Here is a 16,375-nt window from a genome sequence, read left to right as displayed (position 1 = left end):
TCAATATAAGCTCGGCATTACCCCAGCCTCAAGCCTGCCCACAACGCCTCAGTTGAGCGGATCATCCAGAAAATCCCTGTGCCTCACTTGCCGGGCAGACGCCAACAAAGTAGTCTCGAACGAAAACAAAATGCGGCATTCCCGATACGCACTGTCTGCGACATCGAGGGAAACCAAGCCGCCTGCGAGCCACAGATTAAAACCAGCGTCACCTTATCTATCACCCGCTTCAAGCGAGGATTTACCCATGGCCAGATACCAGTTTTTTACCGTTCCGGCGTCCAATCGGCAGCAATACACCTTTATCGACATGGCATCTCCGACTTTTCTGAGTGAAAAGGCGGCACTGCTGACCCAAGGATTCGAGGTGGAGGAGGACTTTATTGACGCAACCAGCCCGCGAGAGGCCGTCGAGAAGTACCAATCCAATTTTCTCTATGTGGCGGACGAAATAGGCAAGTCTGATAGCAGCTATGCCGCGGCCGTCGCCATGCTGGAGATTGGCAAGGGGCTATTGGGCAATAAAACCCGCCGAGATTAGGTGCAGCGGTAAAGAGTGGTGGCCATCGTGGCAACGTGCCCGATGGCCATATGGCGAGGCGTTAATCTTGTGACTCAGAAGCGGGCCAGCTGCTGGAGCATCTCGATCAGCTCCTCTTCGCTGCTCGGCTCATAGGCCAGCTGAAGGCTCGGCGCGGCGCCCCCCATCAGCATGTAGACGTTGGTGCTGCAGTGGTCGTAGTGATACCACTTACCGTCGATACAGACGTCGGTATAGCATCTCGGGTCCCTTTTCAGTTCCATATGCACATCCTTTTGTTACATCCCATCAACATCACTCCTGACCGTAAAATAACCACCGAGGTTCAAGCTTGATGCAGATCAAGGGAAGCGGCTGCAAGGGACAGATATCTGCCAGATCTGTGGCCTGCGGATGCCCCAAACCACCATAGGTTATCCGAATGAAGATGGGCCGAGTGCCCCGTCATATCGCCGGATGCCCCCCGGCAACAAAAACGGCGCCCGCAGGCGCCGTTTTTTCATTCCCGTCATGTTGTTTCCACCGACGGGGCAAACAAGCCAGAGGCTTATTCGTCTTCCAGATAGGCGTAGCCTTGCAGGCCCAGCTCCAGCTCGTCGAGCAGGGCTTTGCGGGTTGCGTCGTCCAGCGCCGGGTGGGAGGCGATCCGCTGGTAATTCTCGCGGATAACGGAGGGGTCGATGTTGACGTAACGCAGCAACTGGTCGACGGTGTCGCCGCGCACCACGTTGCGAATGTCCATCTTGCCTTCCTCATCCAGCCACACTTCCGCGCAGTGGGTGTCACCGAACAGGTTGTGCAGATCGCCCAGGATCTCCTGATAGGCACCGACCAGGAAGAAGCCGACGTGGCACTCTTCGTTCTCGCCATAAACCGGCATCGGCAGGGTGCTCTCGACCCCCAGACCGTCGACGTAGTGCTCGACCTGACCGTCGGAGTCACAGGTGATATCCATCAGGATGCCGCGACGGGTGAGCGGACGCTCGAGGCCAGCCAGCGGCATCACCGGGAACACCTGACCGATACCCCAGGCATCCGGCAGGGACTGGAACAGGGAGAAGTTGGCAAAGCACTTGTCAGCCAGCTTTTCACTCAGTTCGTCAGCCAGCGCACGGTGGTTGCGGTTGACCGGGTTGAGCAGCTCTTTGAGCGCCAGACAGGTGTTCTGGTGCAGCATCTCGGCCCAGGCACGTTGCTCAAGGTTCAAGAGACCCATGGTGTACTGGGTATTCACATCACCGAGGTCTGCCACCGAGTCGTGGAAGATCTCCAGCAGGGAGGGATCTTCGCTGCGCAGATCCAGCCAGCCTTGCCACATGTTCTGCAGAATGGTCGGTGCATCTTCGCCCGGCGCGCTGATGTCGTTCATCTCCACCCCTTCGGCACCAATGATATTGGTAACCAGCACGGCATGGTGAGCGGTCAGGGCACGGCCAGACTCGCTGATGATGGTCGGGTGCGGCAGGTCGAACTCGCGGCAGACATCGCCGATGCCCCACACCACGTTGTTGGCGTACTCGGAGAGGCTGTAGTTGGCGGAGCAGTGGCTCTGGGAACGGGTTCCCTCGTAGTCCACCCCCAGGCCACCACCGACGTCAACAACTTCGATGTTGGCACCGAGGCGACGCAGTTCAGCGTAGAAACGACCGCACTCGCGGATCCCGCCCTGGATGTCGCGGATGTTGGCGATCTGGGAACCCAGGTGGAAGTGCAGCAGTTGCAGGCAGTCCAGCTTGCCCAGCCCGCGCAGACGCTCGATCAGCGCCAGGATCTGGGAGGCGGAGAGACCGAATTTGGACATGGAGCCGCCGCTCGATTCCCACATGCCGGAGCCGGTGGAAGCGAGCTTGGCACGCACCCCGATGTTGGGCTTGATGTTGAGACGAGCTGACTCGTCCAGCACCATTTCCAGCTCGGAGGGCTTCTCCACCACGATGTAGACCTTGTGGCCCATCAGGTTGCCCAAGAGGGCGTGGCGGATATATTCGCGGTCTTTGTAACCGTTGCAGACGATCACCGAGCCTTGCTCATGGTGATGGGAAAGCACGGCCAGCAGTTCCGGTTTGGAACCAGCTTCCAGGCCAAGCCGGGGCTTGTCGCTGTAGGACTGGCTGATGGTCTCGATGACACGACGCTGCTGGTTTACCTTGATCGGGTAAACGCAGAGGTAGTCCCCTTCATAGCCTGACTTCTCGATGGCCTGACCAAAGGCGTTGAACAGCGCATCGACCCGACTCTTGAGAATGTCGGGGAAGCGCAGCAACACGGGGGTGGTCAGCCCAGACTGACGCAGCTGTTCGATGGCATCAGAGATGACAATATGCGCGTCAGGGCGTGATTTGTCGGGGGCGACGGTCACATGACCGGCGTCATTGATATTGAAAAAACCCGCACCCCAGTAGGGAACGTTGTAGACCTTCAAGGAGTCCTTGCTGGACCAGTTAGTCATGGGCTATGCCTCGCAAATGAGCGACCCAAAGTCGCCTTCGTTACCCTCAATCACATCCAGACCATCTAGTGCAGAGTGCGGCGGGTGCTGCCATCACGAGACGCAGCCACACTAACCAACGCTTTGCACATCGCGGCAAGCCAGAGGCTGCCTGGTGGATCTTGGGGAAGTAACGAGTCTTGATGTGGGGCTGGTGGCTTTACATCAAGCTCAACGGTATGCGGTGCCACCTTAAACGGGGCGCCGCGGTACTTTGATGACAGACGACATCAGCCACGCCGTCAGTTCATCATTCGGCAGCGATCCCGACAGAAGGAGAGGGTTCCAAGGAAGAGAAGCGAAGGCGCCAGCACGCATGCGTGTTGATAGACGACAACAACCACAGCCCACCTCACCGTCAGTGACCGCCCATGACAAGGGAAGATGATGAGCCGATGGCCCACTCGGTCAAATGAAGGATGAGAGTCTGTTGTTCTCCCTGATACCGGAGCCTAACCGGTATTAAAGAAACCATTCCCCAGCAGTGTCTGTCGTTTCTGCGTGCCTCGCCCTATAGGCGTATGATCGGTCGGGTTTCTGGCGGCTCTGCCTGCTTCAGGGTTGCCCTTGGATCGGCGCGGAGTGTACACACTTACCGCAGGCGGTGACAATAAAAAATAGTGTTCAAAATCCCCTTTTAATAAGTCGATCAAATCTTGCTGGCGGGCAGGCGGGCTCTGGGATGGCGCAGGTTATGCGACAGCCCGCTTTCCCCTTGAAAAGTGTGTGAAAACGCCATGATGGGGCTGACGCCTTGCTGTGCGGTGGCCGAGGGGAATTTGGCCGTGACCGCCAGCGCCTAAATATCGAGATAAACGCCACATTTATGCGAACTCCCTCCCCGACGTTGCGCCGTGCACCGCACATTCCCCGCCCTCCCCTTGCGTCAAAAAATGGGAAAAACCTGCGCTGACGCAATGAGTGCCCCGCACGGATTGGCCACAATGACCGCTCACAATCGGTTAGAGGCTGACTAATGGATACCCTGCTTGAGCGTTTTCTGCGTTACGTGACTTTTCATACCCGCTCCGATGAGACCAATCCTGCCTGCCCCAGCAGCGAAGGCCAGCTGATCTTCGCCCGTGCCCTGCAAGAAGAGATGAAGGCGCTGGGGCTGACCCAGGTCACCCTGGATGAGCACGGCTACCTCACCGGCTGCCTGCCAGGCAACCAGCCGGACGCCCCCGCCATCGGCCTGATTGCCCACATGGACACCGCCGACTACGAGGCGGAGCAGGTCAAACCCCAGATCATCGAAAACTATCAGGGTGGCGACATCTGCCTTGGCAAGGGTGACGAAGTGCTCGCCATCCGTGACTACCGTTTCCTGAAAAACTATCTGGGTCAGGATCTCATCACCACCGACGGCACCACCCTGCTGGGCGCCGACGACAAGGCCGGCATCGCCGAGATCCTCACCGCCATCGCTCACCTGCAGGCCCACCCCGAGATCCCGCGCGGCGATATCTGGGTCGGTTTCACCCCGGACGAAGAGATTGGCCGCGGCGCCAACCTGTTCCCGCTGGAGAGATTCCCGGCCAAGTGGGCCTATACCGTGGATGGCGGCGAACTGGGCGAGCTGGAGTATGAAAACTTCAACGCCGCCAGCGCCAACCTGCGCTTTGTGGGCAACAACGTCCACCCCGGCACCGCCAAGGGCAGCATGATCAACAGCCAGACCCTGGCTGCCCGCTTCCACGCCGCCATGCCTGCCGAGCAGACCCCGGAGTGCACCGACGGGTATGAGGGCTTCTTCCATCTGGCCCAGATGAGCGGCACGGTGGAGGAGAGCACCCTGCACTACATCATCCGTGACTTCGACGACGAGCACTTTGCCGCTCGCAAGGCCGAGATGCAGAGTCGGGTCGCCGCCATGCAAGCCGAGTATCCGAAGGCCCGCATCGAGCTGACCCTGACCGACAGCTATCGCAACATGCGCAGCCAGATCGAGCCGCACATGCACATCGTCGAGCTGGCCAAGGCCGCGATGGAGGCCGCAGACGTGGTACCGAAGATCAAGCCCATTCGCGGCGGTACCGATGGCGCCCGCCTCTCCTTTATGGGCCTGCCCTGCCCCAACCTCTTCACCGGTGGCCACAACTTCCACGGCAAGCACGAGTTCATCCCGCTGCAATCCATGGAGAAATCGGTCGCCACCCTGGTGGAGCTGGTGCGCCTCACCGCCGCCTGGCGCGGTTAATCGGGTCGCTATCATTACCACGACCACCAAGGGGGGAGCCGGTTAACCGGCTCTCCCCTTTGCTATCTGGCCACCAGCCATCAACCATCCGGAAAGGGAAACCGCAGAGCGCAGTACGAGGGCAACTAGTCGCTACTGCCATCAAACTGTCATCCCGCTGACATGTCGCGGGAACAGTGTCACATCATGCTGGGAGCAACGGATCGCCGGAGCCCTCCAGATGTTCACTATCGATACCCTGCTGACCCAGCACTTCCCTCGCCTGCTTGGCTATCCCCTGCTCACCCCGCTGTTTAAACGGCTGCTGGGCTGGCTGCTCAACGAACGGGCCTTTGCCGACTTTGCCACCCGCTACCCGCACCTGCGCGGCCTCGATTTTGTCGAGCAGGCGCTGACCCGGCTCGATTTCGACTATCGGGTCAGCGAGGCGCAACTGGAGCACATTCCCGCCAGCGGCCGGGTCATGCTTATCGCTAACCACCCCATCGGCTCGCTGGATGGACTGGTGCTGCTGCAACTGCTCGGCCGCATTCGTCCCGATGTGAAGATTGTCGCCAACCAGCTGCTGGCCCAGCTCGCGCCGCTGCGCCCCCTGCTATTGCCGGTGGACAATATGGCGGGCAAGACCGACCGGCAGGCCATCCTCGCCATGAACGAGCACCTCGCCCATGAAGGGGCGCTGGTGATCTTCCCCGCTGGCGAAGTCTCGCGGCTCGGCCTCAAGGGGGTGAAAGATGGCCCCTGGCAAGCAGGCTTTATCAAGCTGGCCCAGCGCACCCGCACCCCGCTGGTGCCGATCCATCTGGGGGGGCGCAACAGTCTCTGGTTCTATCTCGCCTCCTGGCTCAACAAGCCCGCCTCTGCCCTGTTGCTGGTGCGCCAGCTGTTTCGCCAGCAGGGGCAGACCCTGCCGGTGACCATAGGGGCGCGCATTCCGCTCGACAGTTTTCAGGATCTGCCCGCCAAGACGGCGGCGCGGCTGGTGCGCAACCACCTCTACCGGATTGGCCGTGGCAAGGCGGGGCGGCTGCAGACCGAGGCCCCCATCGCCCTGCCGGAGGATCGCCGCCAGCTCAAACAGGCCATTGAAAGCTGCGAGCAGCTCGGCACCACCCCGGATGGTCAGGGGATCTACCTCTACCGCCGCCACGAACTGAGCCACTCGGTGATCCTGCGCGAGCTGGGGCGACTGCGGGAGATCGCCTTTCGCGCGGTGGGGGAAGGGTCTGGCAAGCGGCGGGATCTCGATGGTTTTGACAACGACTATCACCACCTGATCCTCTGGGATCCGGCCCGGCTCGACATCATCGGCGCCTACCGGTTCGCCCCGGTGGCGGAGCTGCTGGCCAGCAAGGGGAAGGATGGTCTCTACAGCCACACCCTGTTCGGTTTCGAGGAGAAGCTGCTGCCCCGGCTGGAGCAGGCCATCGAGCTTGGCCGCAGCTTTATCCAGCCCGCCTACTGGGGCAAGCGGGGGCTCGATTATCTCTGGTTCGGCATCGGTGCCTATCTGGCCCGCTATCCCCGCTACCGCTACCTGTTTGGCCCGGTGTCGCTCTCCGGCAGCCTGCCACCGGCGGCCAAGGATCTGCTGGTGAGCTTCTACCGCCAGCACTTTGCCCCCGAGCTGGCGCTGGCCCCCTCCCGCCGTCCCTACCCCGAGACGCAACCTCTGTTCGAGGGGTTGGATTACGGCGCCGATCTCAAAGCACTCAAGGCCCGTCTCGACAATCTGGGCTGCTCCATCCCCACCCTCTACAAGCAGTATTCCGAGCTGTGCGAGCCGGGCGGGGTGCAGTTTATGGATTTTGGCATCGACCCCGACTTCAACCACTGCATCGACGGGCTGGTGTGGGTGGATGTGAGCCGCATCAAGCCCCACAAGCGCGCCCGCTATATCGGCAGCCATCTGGCCGAGCCGCGCCCATAACCCCCAGGTACCACGCAAAAGCCAAATGCAAAAAAGGAGAGGAAGGCCATGGCCTCCCTCTCCTTTCGTTCTAATGCTCAGCACCTTTTCGAGCCGCTCGGCCCATCAGGAGTTACTCGGCCGCTTTGCGATCCGAGTGGCCGAGATCCCGCTCCGGGGCGATGACATCGCGCACCCGCTGCTTGATCTCCTTGGCCTCGGGGAAGCCGTCATCGACCACCCGATCCCACACCTGCACCCCGCCCACCAGAATGCGGAACTCCCCCTTGCTGGCCGGCACCAGCGCCACCTCACCCAGATCGCTGTCGAAGGTGGAGAGCAGCTCCTGCGCCAGCCAGGCAGCGCGCAACATCCAGCGACAGAGGGTGCAGTAGCGGATTTCGATGCGGGGTTTGCTGATCAGGGTTTCGGATTCGGTCATGAGTGACTCCATAAAAAAAGCGGCCAGTGGCAGGAAGTGGCGTACCGCCGCCCAATGGCCGATCCCGGTTTGGTCAAATCAGTGCTGGTCAACACCATGAAAATCGGCCAACCAATGGCGGGCAATGGTACGCATCGCCGATTCTGGCAGCTCGAACAGGCCGGGAGCAAGCGGGCCTGCCGCCAGCATCCGAATCCCTTCCATGATCTCCGCCAGCACCAGATAGACGTATTCACCAATCACGGCACCATGCACGAAGTTGACCGCCTCACCCCGGTTGAGCAGGTAGATCTGGCTGCCATCCGGCCGGTTGAGGGCCAGCACATGAGGGCACACCTCTTCGCTCGGCCACGGCAGCTGGGCCAGCGAGAAGGCGAACTCGTCGTCAGCCGAGGTGACCGAGGCCACCATGGTGCCGGGGCGCAGCGCCTGCAGATCCGCCAAGTCCAGCGAGCCATTGCCGGTGGAGCAGATCACCAGCTCGGCACGGCTCAACGCCTCGGCCTTGGTGATCAAGCGAAAACCGTGGGAGAGCGCTTCCACCTGTCGCAGCACATCGGTTTCGACCAGCCCGAGATGGAGGTTACGACAGCGCAGGTCGCGGGCGATGCTGCGCCCCACCTTGCCATAACCAAACAGCACGGCTTCGCAGACGTTGAAGGTGCGGTTGAGGGTGCGCGCCAGCGACTCGGCGGAGTAGACCACGCTCAGACCAATCTGGATATCCTCGGCCTGCTTGAGGGGACTGCGTGCCACCGATACCACCGGGGTCGCCAGCACCTCCTGCTCATAGCGCTGATGGCCGTTCTCGGTCATCTCCACCACCCCGAGGAAACGGGGGCCGAAGTATTCGCTCAAGATCAACTGGGTTCTGGCGAAGTAACCGCCGATATCGAGGATCAGCAGCCGCTCGTGGGGGGCCACCAGCGGTGCAATCTGCTGGATGAGGCTGTCGGGATCATTGGTCCAGTGCCGGTTGAGGGGCAGCACCGGATAGTGTTGGGATACCCACTCCAGGGTCGGGCCGTGTACCGATTTCGGTTTGGGCAAAATGGCGCCGATCCGCCCAATCCGGGAAAGCGCTTCGATAAAACGGGGGCGATCGGGAAGCAGGTGAGTGACCAGCAGAATGCAGAGACCGTCGATACGTCCCTGTCCGGTGAAATGGCGAAAAAACAGATGCTCAGATCCTTGACTGCGCAACTGTGGCCTCCTTATGTGCCGCAAAGCAGGCAAACAGAACCCGGCTCGGCCGGGTTCTGTGTGTGTCCAAATAAAATGAAAATCCTTTTTATCTGAAACACATAGGGGGCTCAATCATTATCTGCCAAGAGTATGAGCGGGTATGCAAAAATGACTGTAATTGCCTGTTTTTCATGCAAAAATCAGTACAAAGAAGCAGCGGGCCACACCCACCACAGGCTAAGTCCGGTCCCCGCCGCGGCGAGCAGGATCAGTGCCCCCCAACGCAGCGGCCACGGCTTGTCACGCAGCGCCCACTCCAGCAGCGGCAGCAGCCAGACCGGCAGCAACACCACCAGCGGCACCTCCACATATTGCCAGGCGAGCATCTGGACAAAAGCGAGTGCCAGCGCCAGACCGGCGGGTGCCACCTTGATGCCAACAAAGGTGGCGAGCAGGGCGCGAAAACCGGCGAAAGCGGCCAGCGCACCGGCCAGTTGGGCAATCAGCAGGCTGCCATCGATGCCGATCACCAGCGCCAGCCAGATAAAGCCGAGGGCAAACCCGAGCCCCTCGCGGCTGTCACCGCGCAGGCCGCGCCAGCCAAACCAGAGGATGGCGGGCAGCAGCGCCAGCCAAATCATCGGCTCGCTGGCCAGCACCGAGGCCAATCCCTGCCACCACACCAGCGCACTGAACACCGCAAAAAGCAGCAGCGAACCGCGCAGGTCGCTCACCTGAGCCGCGATGGCGGGCACCAGCAAGGTCAGTGGCAGCCACTGCCACGCCTTTTCCGGGATGCCATAGAGGCCGCCGAGCAAGGATCCCACCAGCCAGAGCGCCAGCGCCCCCCACAGATACCCCTGTCGCGGCCAACGCCACGATAGCAAAGCGGCTCCCAGAGGAGCCGCCAGGGTTTGCAGCAGCAGTTCCGCGCCCATTACTTGCGCACGCCTTCGACAAACAGGTTGATGTTCATCTCGTCCGGGATGCCGGGCAGCATGTAGCTCACGCCAAAGTCACTGCGCTTGATGGTGGTGGACGCATTGAAGCCGCTGCGGTAGCCGCCCCAGGGATCCTTGCCCTCACCGATCTTGACCAGATCGAAGGCCACTTCCCTGGAGACGCCATGCAGGGTCAGAGTCCCTTTCAGCACGCCTTTATCCTTGGAGCCCTCGTAAGCGGAGCTGACGAAGGTCATCTTGGGATACTGCTTCACGTCGAGGAAATCCGGGCTGCGCAGGTGCTTGTCGCGCGCCTCGTGGTTGGAGTCGACGCTGGCGGCATCCACTTCAAAGCTCGCCTTGGCGGCCGCCGGGTTGGCGTCATCCATGCTGAAGGTGCCGCTGAAAGTGTTGAAGCGACCCACCAGCTCGGAGAAGCCCAGGTGACCCACCTTGAACTGCACCGTGGTGTGCGCCGCATCCACATCGTAATCCGCCGCCATCAGAGGGGGTGCCATAAACAGGCAGGAGGCCAGCAGAGCCTTGGTCATTTTCATCCGTTCGTTCCTTCATCTTGGGGTTCACATCAGTGGCTAAAATGCTAACCTCGTTCTGAAGATGGATAATCAGTGATTTATTAAATTCATTATTTACTGAGGATGGAAAATGGACCAGATCGCCGCCATGCGCACCTTTATCAAGGTGGTGGAGTGCCAGAGCTTTACCAGGGCCGCCAACCAGCTCGGCATCTCGGTCGCCATGGCCTCCAAACTGATGCAGCAGCTGGAAGAGTCTCTCGCCACCCGGCTGCTGTCGCGCACCACCCGTCAGGTCAACCCCACCGAGGCGGGCCAGTTCTACTACCAGCGCTCCCTCGCCCTGCTGGCGGAGCTGGAAGAGACTCACAGCCAGCTGACCCACCACAACCAGCAGCCCAACGGCACCCTCAAGCTCTCGGTGCCGATGGATTTTGGCTATCTGCACCTCTCCCCCGCCCTGCCGCTGTTTCGCCAGCGCTTTCCCGATCTCAAGCTCGATATCGAGTACAGCGACCGGCGGGTGGCACTGGTGGAAGAGGGATTCGATCTGGCGCTGCGCATCGGCCACCTCAGCGACTCCTCGCTGGTGGCACGCCAGCTTGCCACCATCAAGCTGGAGCTCTGCGCCAGCCCCGCCTATCTGGCTCGCAAGGGAGCGCCGCAGAGCCCGGAGGATCTCAAGCAGCACGACTGTCTGGTCTATACCCTGACCCAGCCGGAGTGGCACTTCAAACAGGGGGGCGAGGCGCAGAGCATCCGGCCGCAGGGGCCGCTGCGGGCCAACAACGGGGTGGCACTGACCCGCGCCGCTTGTGATGATCAGGGCATCATATTGCAGCCCACCTTTATCGTGGGGGAGGCGCTGCGGGAAGGGCAACTGGTGAGCCTGCTGCCGGAGTGGGATAAGGGGGAGGTGGGGCTCTATGCGGTCTATCCGCACCGCCGCTTCGTCTCGGCCAAGGTGCGCTGCTTTATCGAGTTCGTGCAGGAGCGCTATCTCGTCCCGCAACAGTGGGATACGCCGACCTGATTACCAGAGCAGAGAGTACGGCCTGAATGTCCGGCCTGCTGGCCCGGCTTGCAACCTAGCGCTGGCCATGGGCCTCGGCCGGAACCAGCTTCGCCAGCAGACGCTCCTGCTCGAGGTGCAGCTGCCAGCGTGGCAGCCGGGTGCGGATCACCGACAACTGCGGTTCACTGAGGGCATAGGGGAGCGCCACTTCCAGCTCGCTGCAGTCAAACATGGCGGCCAGCTGCAGGATCAGGATGAGGTTTGCCTCGTCGGTCTTGTGCTTGTTGACCCTTTTGCGGATCTCGTGGCGCAACTGGGTTTCCGGGTCCTGAGTCATCGCCTGCCAGCCGAAACCGAACAGTGGCACCAGCGCACTGACAATCCCCAGCGCCGTCATCGGCTGCTTCGGGGGATGATAGAGTTCGTTGAGATCCAGCAGAACAGGATTCTGACGAACCTCACCCCCACCAAATAAAATCGTTTTCGTCATTGGATTACCCGTTATATTCCACTAGACTGCGCCGCATATTTTACCCCGATATGCCAACGAGGTGCTGATGCTAAGCGATATCGAGATCTCCCGCCAGTCCCCCCGTCTCTCCATTCACGCGCTGGCCGAACGCCTCGCCATCCCCCAGCACCTGCTCAGCCCCCATGGCCACTACAAAGGCAAGCTCAGCCTCGACCTGCTCAAGTCTCAGCCCAAACAGCGCGGCAAGCTGGTGCTGGTGAGCGCCATCACCCCGACCCCGCTCGGTGAAGGGAAGACGGTGACCACCCTTGGCCTCTCCATGGGGCTCAACCATATCGGCCAGCCCAGCATCGCCACTATCCGCCAGCCGAGTCTCGGCCCGGTATTCGGGGTCAAGGGGGGGGCAGCCGGTGGCGGCCACGCTCAGGTGGTGCCGATGGAGGAGATGAACCTTCACCTCACCGGCGATTTTCACGCCCTGACGGCGGCCCACAATCTGGCGGCGGCGGCCCTCGATGCCCGCCTGTTCCACGAACAGAAACTGGGTGCCGAGTTCACCGCCAAAACCGGCCTGCAGCGGCTCGATATCGATGCCGATAACATCCTCTGGCCGCGTACCCTCGACATGAATGACCGCGCCCTGCGCCACCTCACCATAGGTCAGGGGGGCGCTGCCGATGGTGTGGAACGCAGCGATCGCTTCGTCATCACCGCCGCCTCCGAGCTGATGGCCATTCTGGCGCTGGCAAGCGATCTTAAAGACCTGCGCCAGCGCATCGGCCGCATCCAGCTGGCTCGCGACATTCACGGCAAGCCCATCACTGCCGAACAACTGGAAGTAGCAGGCGCCATGACGGTGCTGCTGAAAGACGCGCTGCAACCGACCCTGATGCAGACCACCGAGCAGACGCCGGTGCTGGTACACGCCGGCCCCTTTGCCAATATCGCCCACGGCAACTCCTCGGTGATCGCCGATCGCATCGCCCTTGGCCTGACCGACTATGTGGTGACCGAAGCGGGTTTTGGCTCCGACATGGGGCTGGAGAAGTTCTTCAACATCAAGAGCCGCCAATCCGGCATTACCCCCGCCTGCGTGGTGCTGGTGGCCACGGTGCGCGGCCTCAAGGCCAACAGCGGCCTGCTGGATATCCGCCCGGGCCAACCGCTGCCGGCGAGCCTGCAGGGGGAAGATCTGCCAACCCTCAGGCAGGGCTGCGCCAACCTCGCCTGGCATATCCGGAACGCCCGTCGCTACGGGGTGCCGGTGGTGGTCGCCATCAACCGCTTTCCCACCGACAGCGAAGCCGAACTGGCGCTGCTGGCCCATGAAGCGCAGCAGGCCGGTGCCTGTGGCGCGGCCATCTCCAACGCCTTCACCCAGGGGGGCGCAGGTGCCAGCGAGCTGGCCCGCGCCGTGGTCGCCGCCTGCGAGCAACCTCGCAAGGTGAAACTGCTCTACCCCGACGAGATGAGCCTCGACGCCAAGCTGTCGACCCTGGTGGAGTGCGGCTACGGTGGCCGCGGGGTGCAACTCTCCGACAGAGCCCGCCAGCAGCTGGCGCAACTCTCCGCCGAGGGGTGGGACCACTTGCCCATCTGCGTGGCCAAGACGCCGCTCTCCATCAGCCATGACCCCGCCCTCAAGGGGGTACCGACCGATTTCGAGGTGCCCATCGACGAGGTGAAACTCTGCGCCGGTGCCGGGTTCGTCTATGCGCTGGCGGGCCCCATCATGACCATGCCGGGGCTGGGCAGTCTGCCCGCCTATCGCCATATCGATATCGATGAGAACGGCGAGATAGTCGGCCTGAGCTGAGCCCTTCCACAACGCCAGAAACAACAAGGCCCCGCCAATTTGGCGGGGCCTTCTGTTATCCAGGCGTCACGGTTTAGAGGGTGAAGCGCTGGGTCATATGGTGCAGGGTGTTGGCCAGCTTGCTCAGTTCGCCACAGGCCTGGGCGATCTGATGGGCGCCCTGGGCATTCTCGTCAGCGGCATTGTGAATGTTGACGATGCTGCGGTTGAGCTCTTCGGTCACCGCGTTCTGCTCTTCGGTGGCAGTGGCGATCAGGGTGTTCATGTCGGTAATGCGCACCACGGCACCGTTGATGGTGTCGATACTGGTGCCGGCATCCCGTGCCAGACCAACGCTCTCCTGCATTTGATGACGGCTCAGCTGCATGGCGTTGCCCGCCTCGGCGGCACGGCTCTGCAACAGTTCGATCATCTTGCTGATCTCGGCGGTAGAGTCCTGGGTACGTTGGGCCAGGGATCGCACTTCATCGGCAACGACTGCAAAGCCACGGCCCTGCTCACCGGCACGGGCTGCTTCGATGGCGGCGTTGAGGGCCAGCAGGTTGGTCTGACCGGCGATATCGCGGATCACATCCAGCACCACGCTGATGTTGGCGCTGTCGGCCTCCAGCTGCTGCACCACGGTGCCCGCCTGTTCAATCTTGACCGACACCTCTTCGATGCTGGCGATGGAGCTGCGCACCACTTCGCTGCCGGCAGCGGAGGTGCGGGAGGCATCCTTGGCGGCGCTCATGGCATCCGTGGTGTTACGGGCCACTTCGTTAACGGTGGACTGCATCTCGTTCATGGCGGTCGCCACCTGGGAGACTTCGTTCTGCTGGATGGCCATGCCGCTGGCAGACTGGCTGGAGATGGCGCTCACCTCCTCCACCGCGCTGCTGAGCTGGCTCACGGAACCGGCGATCTCGCTCACCAGATCGGAGAGGGAACCCTGCATCCGGTTGATGGCGGAACCCAGCTGACCCAGTTCGTCGCGGTTGAAGCGGCTGTCGCGGATCCACTGCTGCAGTTCGCCCTGACCCAGCTCGCCATTGGCAATACGCTGGGCCTGACGGGCCAGCATGATCAGCGGATCGCGGATCTGGCGGGTCAGTACCATGGAGAGCACCACCACCAGTACCAGACCGAGCACCAGCGCGATGGTGACGCTCAGCTTGGCGGAATCATAGGAGGCAACCACGACCTTGCGCGACTCGGTCGCATAACCGTGGTTGATGCGGATCAGCTCCGCCACCGACTTGTGCAGATTGTTGTAGAGGGGGATCCCCTGATCCATGAAGACGGTCTGGGCCTCGCTCATCAGGCCGCTATCTTGCAACTGCTTAACCTGCTGGTGCAGGGCCAGGTAGCTTGCCCAGTCACCCTTGACGATATCGAAGGTGCGACGCTCTTCCACGTCCTGCGCCCAGATGGTCTTGTCATGGTCAATCATCTGCTGTTTGAGGCGTTCCACCAGTTGGGCGGCCATGGTGCGGTACTCGGCACGCTTCTGGGGATCAGAGGCCACCAGGAACAGGGCCAGCTCATAACGACGCAGTTCACTGATGCTGTCACCGATGTCATTGGTGCGGTTGACTGCGGGCAGGATGCTGTCGGTAAAACCGATAGCCGCCCGGTTCATGTTGCTGAACTCCAGCAACGAGAAGCCGCCGATAAAGGCGACCATCAAACCGAGCACGGCAAAGCCGGCGGTGAGTTTTTTGCCTATGGTCATGGAACTGGTATTCATGGCGTATCCTGGTGGTCGTTAAATTCGTTGCACTCGTCCGGTTCACGCCCTCCTGGCATGAACTATCTGGCCACTTGTTCAGTGGCGCACCATCCAACCTTGATGAATATCTCTGAATTCCATGAGCGGCAGCGAGAGCCGTGAGGGGGCGCTAGAGTAACCGGATTGTGGCGGTTCGGAAAGAGTCTGCCTGGTTACTTTTTGTAAGGTGAAAGCGAGGGATTTTTCGTGCCCGATTAAATATACCGTTCAGATGAATAAATCGAAAAAATGCATAACGTTTACATAGTGCAAGCCGCGCGGACCCAGCCGTTGCGGGCCGCCGCTCTCATCCACGGCCAATGAAAAACGCCAGCAATGGCTGCTGGCGTCTCGTTTATTCATGAGCACGGTTACAAAATAACCGCCTTTTTATCCGCGCAGGCCACCGAGAAACTCGGCGCGGGTATCGGGCTGGGTCTTGAACACCCCACCGAGGGAGGTGGTGGTGGTGTAAGAAGTCGAATCCATCACCCCGCGCGCCTTGACGCAGTAGTGGGTCGCCCGGATATTGATGGCCACGTCCTGGGTGCCGAGCAGGGTCTGCAACGCCAGCAGGATCTGCTGGGTCAGCCGCTCCTGCACCTGGGGACGGCGAGCAAAGAACTGCACGATGCGGTTGATCTTCGACAGGCCAATCACCTTGCCGCGAGGGATATAGGCCACATGGGCCAGCCCGTCGATGGTGACGAAGTGGTGTTCGCAGGTGCTGGTGAGGCTGATGTCCCGCACCATGATCATCTCGTCCACCTGCATCTTGTTCTCGATCACCGTCACCTTGGGGAAGGTGGAGTAATCGAGGCCGGAGAATATCTCGTTGACGTACATCTTGGCGATACGGTGCGGCGTCTCGGCCAGGCTGTCATCGGTCAGATCGAGCCCCAGCGTCTCCATGATGGAGCGCATATGGCCTTCGATCTTCTCCCGCTTCTGCTGGCTATTCAGGTCGTTGGCGACCAGGGGGGTTTCCAGTCCCTGGGCTTCGAGGGCAGCCCTGACCAGCAAGGCTTCCGGACTTAAGGTTGTCATTATCTTCTCTCCCACGCTCAGGGACTGTGAGGG

General features: G+C 61.2%; 14 protein-coding genes. 5 read left to right on the top strand and 9 right to left on the bottom strand.

Annotated elements, in window-relative coordinates; genetic code table 11:
* Positions 1–247 precede the first annotated feature (247 nt).
* On the top strand, positions 248–541 hold the full coding sequence (locus tag BN1115_RS02700) for a hypothetical protein (RefSeq protein ID WP_042655960.1): 294 nt from the start codon (positions 248–250) through the stop codon (positions 539–541).
* Between the two features lie 74 nt (positions 542–615).
* Here BN1115_RS02700 and BN1115_RS02695 read toward each other — a convergent pair whose 3' ends face one another.
* Together BN1115_RS02695 and speA are read right to left on the bottom strand one after the other, a co-directional pair.
* Positions 616–804 (bottom strand): hypothetical protein, encoded by a 189-nt coding sequence (locus BN1115_RS02695; protein WP_042655959.1) that lies wholly within the window; start codon positions 802–804, stop codon positions 616–618.
* A 284-nt stretch (positions 805–1,088) separates the two neighbouring features.
* Positions 1,089–2,990 carry a biosynthetic arginine decarboxylase gene (gene speA / locus BN1115_RS02690; protein ID WP_042655958.1) on the bottom strand — a complete coding sequence of 634 codons (1,902 nt, stop codon included), beginning with the start codon at positions 2,988–2,990 and terminating at the stop codon, positions 1,089–1,091.
* 1,015 nt (positions 2,991–4,005) lie between these two features.
* Between speA and pepT the strand changes: the two genes are divergently transcribed.
* Both pepT and olsF read left to right on the top strand, forming a co-directional pair.
* Positions 4,006–5,229, top strand: a complete 1,224-nt coding sequence (gene pepT, locus BN1115_RS02685; RefSeq protein WP_042655957.1) for a peptidase T — start codon at positions 4,006–4,008, stop codon at positions 5,227–5,229.
* A gap of 220 nt (positions 5,230–5,449) precedes the next feature.
* A complete protein-coding gene (gene olsF, locus BN1115_RS02680; RefSeq protein ID WP_042655956.1) occupies positions 5,450–7,159 on the top strand; it encodes a bifunctional ornithine lipid synthase OlsF in 1,710 nt (569 codons plus the stop codon).
* A 112-nt stretch (positions 7,160–7,271) separates the two neighbouring features.
* Here the strand turns inward: olsF and BN1115_RS02675 are convergent, their stop codons facing one another.
* From BN1115_RS02675 to BN1115_RS02660, 4 genes are all read right to left on the bottom strand, one after another.
* Positions 7,272–7,580 (bottom strand): Rdx family protein, encoded by a 309-nt coding sequence (locus BN1115_RS02675; RefSeq protein WP_019445942.1) that lies wholly within the window; start codon positions 7,578–7,580, stop codon positions 7,272–7,274.
* A 78-nt stretch (positions 7,581–7,658) separates the two neighbouring features.
* Positions 7,659–8,783: an adenosylhomocysteinase gene (locus tag BN1115_RS02670; RefSeq protein WP_042655955.1), complete on the bottom strand. Its 1,125-nt coding sequence runs from the start codon at positions 8,781–8,783 to the stop codon at positions 7,659–7,661.
* A 182-nt stretch (positions 8,784–8,965) separates the two neighbouring features.
* A complete protein-coding gene (locus tag BN1115_RS02665; RefSeq protein ID WP_042655954.1) occupies positions 8,966–9,703 on the bottom strand; it encodes a hypothetical protein in 738 nt (245 codons plus the stop codon).
* Entirely contained in the window at positions 9,703–10,263 is a 561-nt protein-coding gene (locus tag BN1115_RS02660) for a YceI family protein (protein WP_042655953.1), read from the bottom strand. Before BN1115_RS02660 ends, BN1115_RS02665 begins: the two co-directional genes overlap by 1 nt.
* 109 nt (positions 10,264–10,372) lie before the next feature.
* Here BN1115_RS02660 and BN1115_RS02655 point away from each other — a divergent pair, with 109 nt between their 5' ends.
* Positions 10,373–11,275, top strand: coding sequence for a LysR family transcriptional regulator (locus tag BN1115_RS02655; protein WP_042655952.1), 903 nt, complete (start codon positions 10,373–10,375; stop codon positions 11,273–11,275).
* Between the two features lie 55 nt (positions 11,276–11,330).
* On the opposite strand, the gene BN1115_RS02650 is transcribed toward BN1115_RS02655, so the two are convergent.
* Positions 11,331–11,747, bottom strand: a complete 417-nt coding sequence (locus BN1115_RS02650; RefSeq protein ID WP_042655951.1) for a hypothetical protein — start codon at positions 11,745–11,747, stop codon at positions 11,331–11,333.
* Positions 11,748–11,814: 67 nt separating this feature from the next.
* Between BN1115_RS02650 and BN1115_RS02645 the strand changes: the two genes are divergently transcribed.
* The gene (locus BN1115_RS02645) at positions 11,815–13,545 is read left to right on the top strand and encodes a formate--tetrahydrofolate ligase (protein ID WP_042655950.1); all 1,731 of its coding nucleotides are present in this window, start codon (positions 11,815–11,817) and stop codon (positions 13,543–13,545) included.
* 73 nt (positions 13,546–13,618) lie between these two features.
* Here BN1115_RS02645 and BN1115_RS02640 read toward each other — a convergent pair whose 3' ends face one another.
* A complete protein-coding gene (locus tag BN1115_RS02640; RefSeq protein ID WP_042655949.1) occupies positions 13,619–15,274 on the bottom strand; it encodes a methyl-accepting chemotaxis protein in 1,656 nt (551 codons plus the stop codon).
* Between the two features lie 411 nt (positions 15,275–15,685).
* Positions 15,686–16,342 carry a GTP cyclohydrolase I FolE gene (gene folE, locus BN1115_RS02635; RefSeq protein ID WP_042655948.1) on the bottom strand — a complete coding sequence of 219 codons (657 nt, stop codon included), beginning with the start codon at positions 16,340–16,342 and terminating at the stop codon, positions 15,686–15,688.
* Positions 16,343–16,375 lie beyond the last annotated feature (33 nt).

This window comes from Aeromonas allosaccharophila (assembly GCF_000819685.1).
Classification (GTDB): Bacteria; Pseudomonadota; Gammaproteobacteria; order Enterobacterales; family Aeromonadaceae; genus Aeromonas; species Aeromonas allosaccharophila.
The sequence above is the reverse complement of the archived record's forward strand: the minus strand, read 5'-3'. Positions and strand labels throughout refer to the sequence as shown.

Coding starts and splice junctions, on each gene's coding strand:
- BN1115_RS02665 (WP_042655954.1), bottom strand. CDS start 9,703: ATGGGCGCGGAACTGCTGCTGCAAACCCTGGCGGCTCCTCTGGGAGCC.
- BN1115_RS02660 (WP_042655953.1), bottom strand. CDS start 10,263: ATGAAAATGACCAAGGCTCTGCTGGCCTCCTGCCTGTTTATGGCACCC.
- BN1115_RS02695 (WP_042655959.1), bottom strand. CDS start 804: ATGGAACTGAAAAGGGACCCGAGATGCTATACCGACGTCTGTATCGAC.
- BN1115_RS02700 (WP_042655960.1), top strand. CDS start 248: ATGGCCAGATACCAGTTTTTTACCGTTCCGGCGTCCAATCGGCAGCAA.
- folE (WP_042655948.1), bottom strand. CDS start 16,342: ATGACAACCTTAAGTCCGGAAGCCTTGCTGGTCAGGGCTGCCCTCGAA.
- BN1115_RS02650 (WP_042655951.1), bottom strand. CDS start 11,747: ATGACGAAAACGATTTTATTTGGTGGGGGTGAGGTTCGTCAGAATCCT.
- BN1115_RS02675 (WP_019445942.1), bottom strand. CDS start 7,580: ATGACCGAATCCGAAACCCTGATCAGCAAACCCCGCATCGAAATCCGC.
- BN1115_RS02640 (WP_042655949.1), bottom strand. CDS start 15,274: ATGAATACCAGTTCCATGACCATAGGCAAAAAACTCACCGCCGGCTTT.
- olsF (WP_042655956.1), top strand. CDS start 5,450: ATGTTCACTATCGATACCCTGCTGACCCAGCACTTCCCTCGCCTGCTT.
- speA (WP_042655958.1), bottom strand. CDS start 2,990: ATGACTAACTGGTCCAGCAAGGACTCCTTGAAGGTCTACAACGTTCCC.
- pepT (WP_042655957.1), top strand. CDS start 4,006: ATGGATACCCTGCTTGAGCGTTTTCTGCGTTACGTGACTTTTCATACC.
- BN1115_RS02645 (WP_042655950.1), top strand. CDS start 11,815: ATGCTAAGCGATATCGAGATCTCCCGCCAGTCCCCCCGTCTCTCCATT.
- BN1115_RS02655 (WP_042655952.1), top strand. CDS start 10,373: ATGGACCAGATCGCCGCCATGCGCACCTTTATCAAGGTGGTGGAGTGC.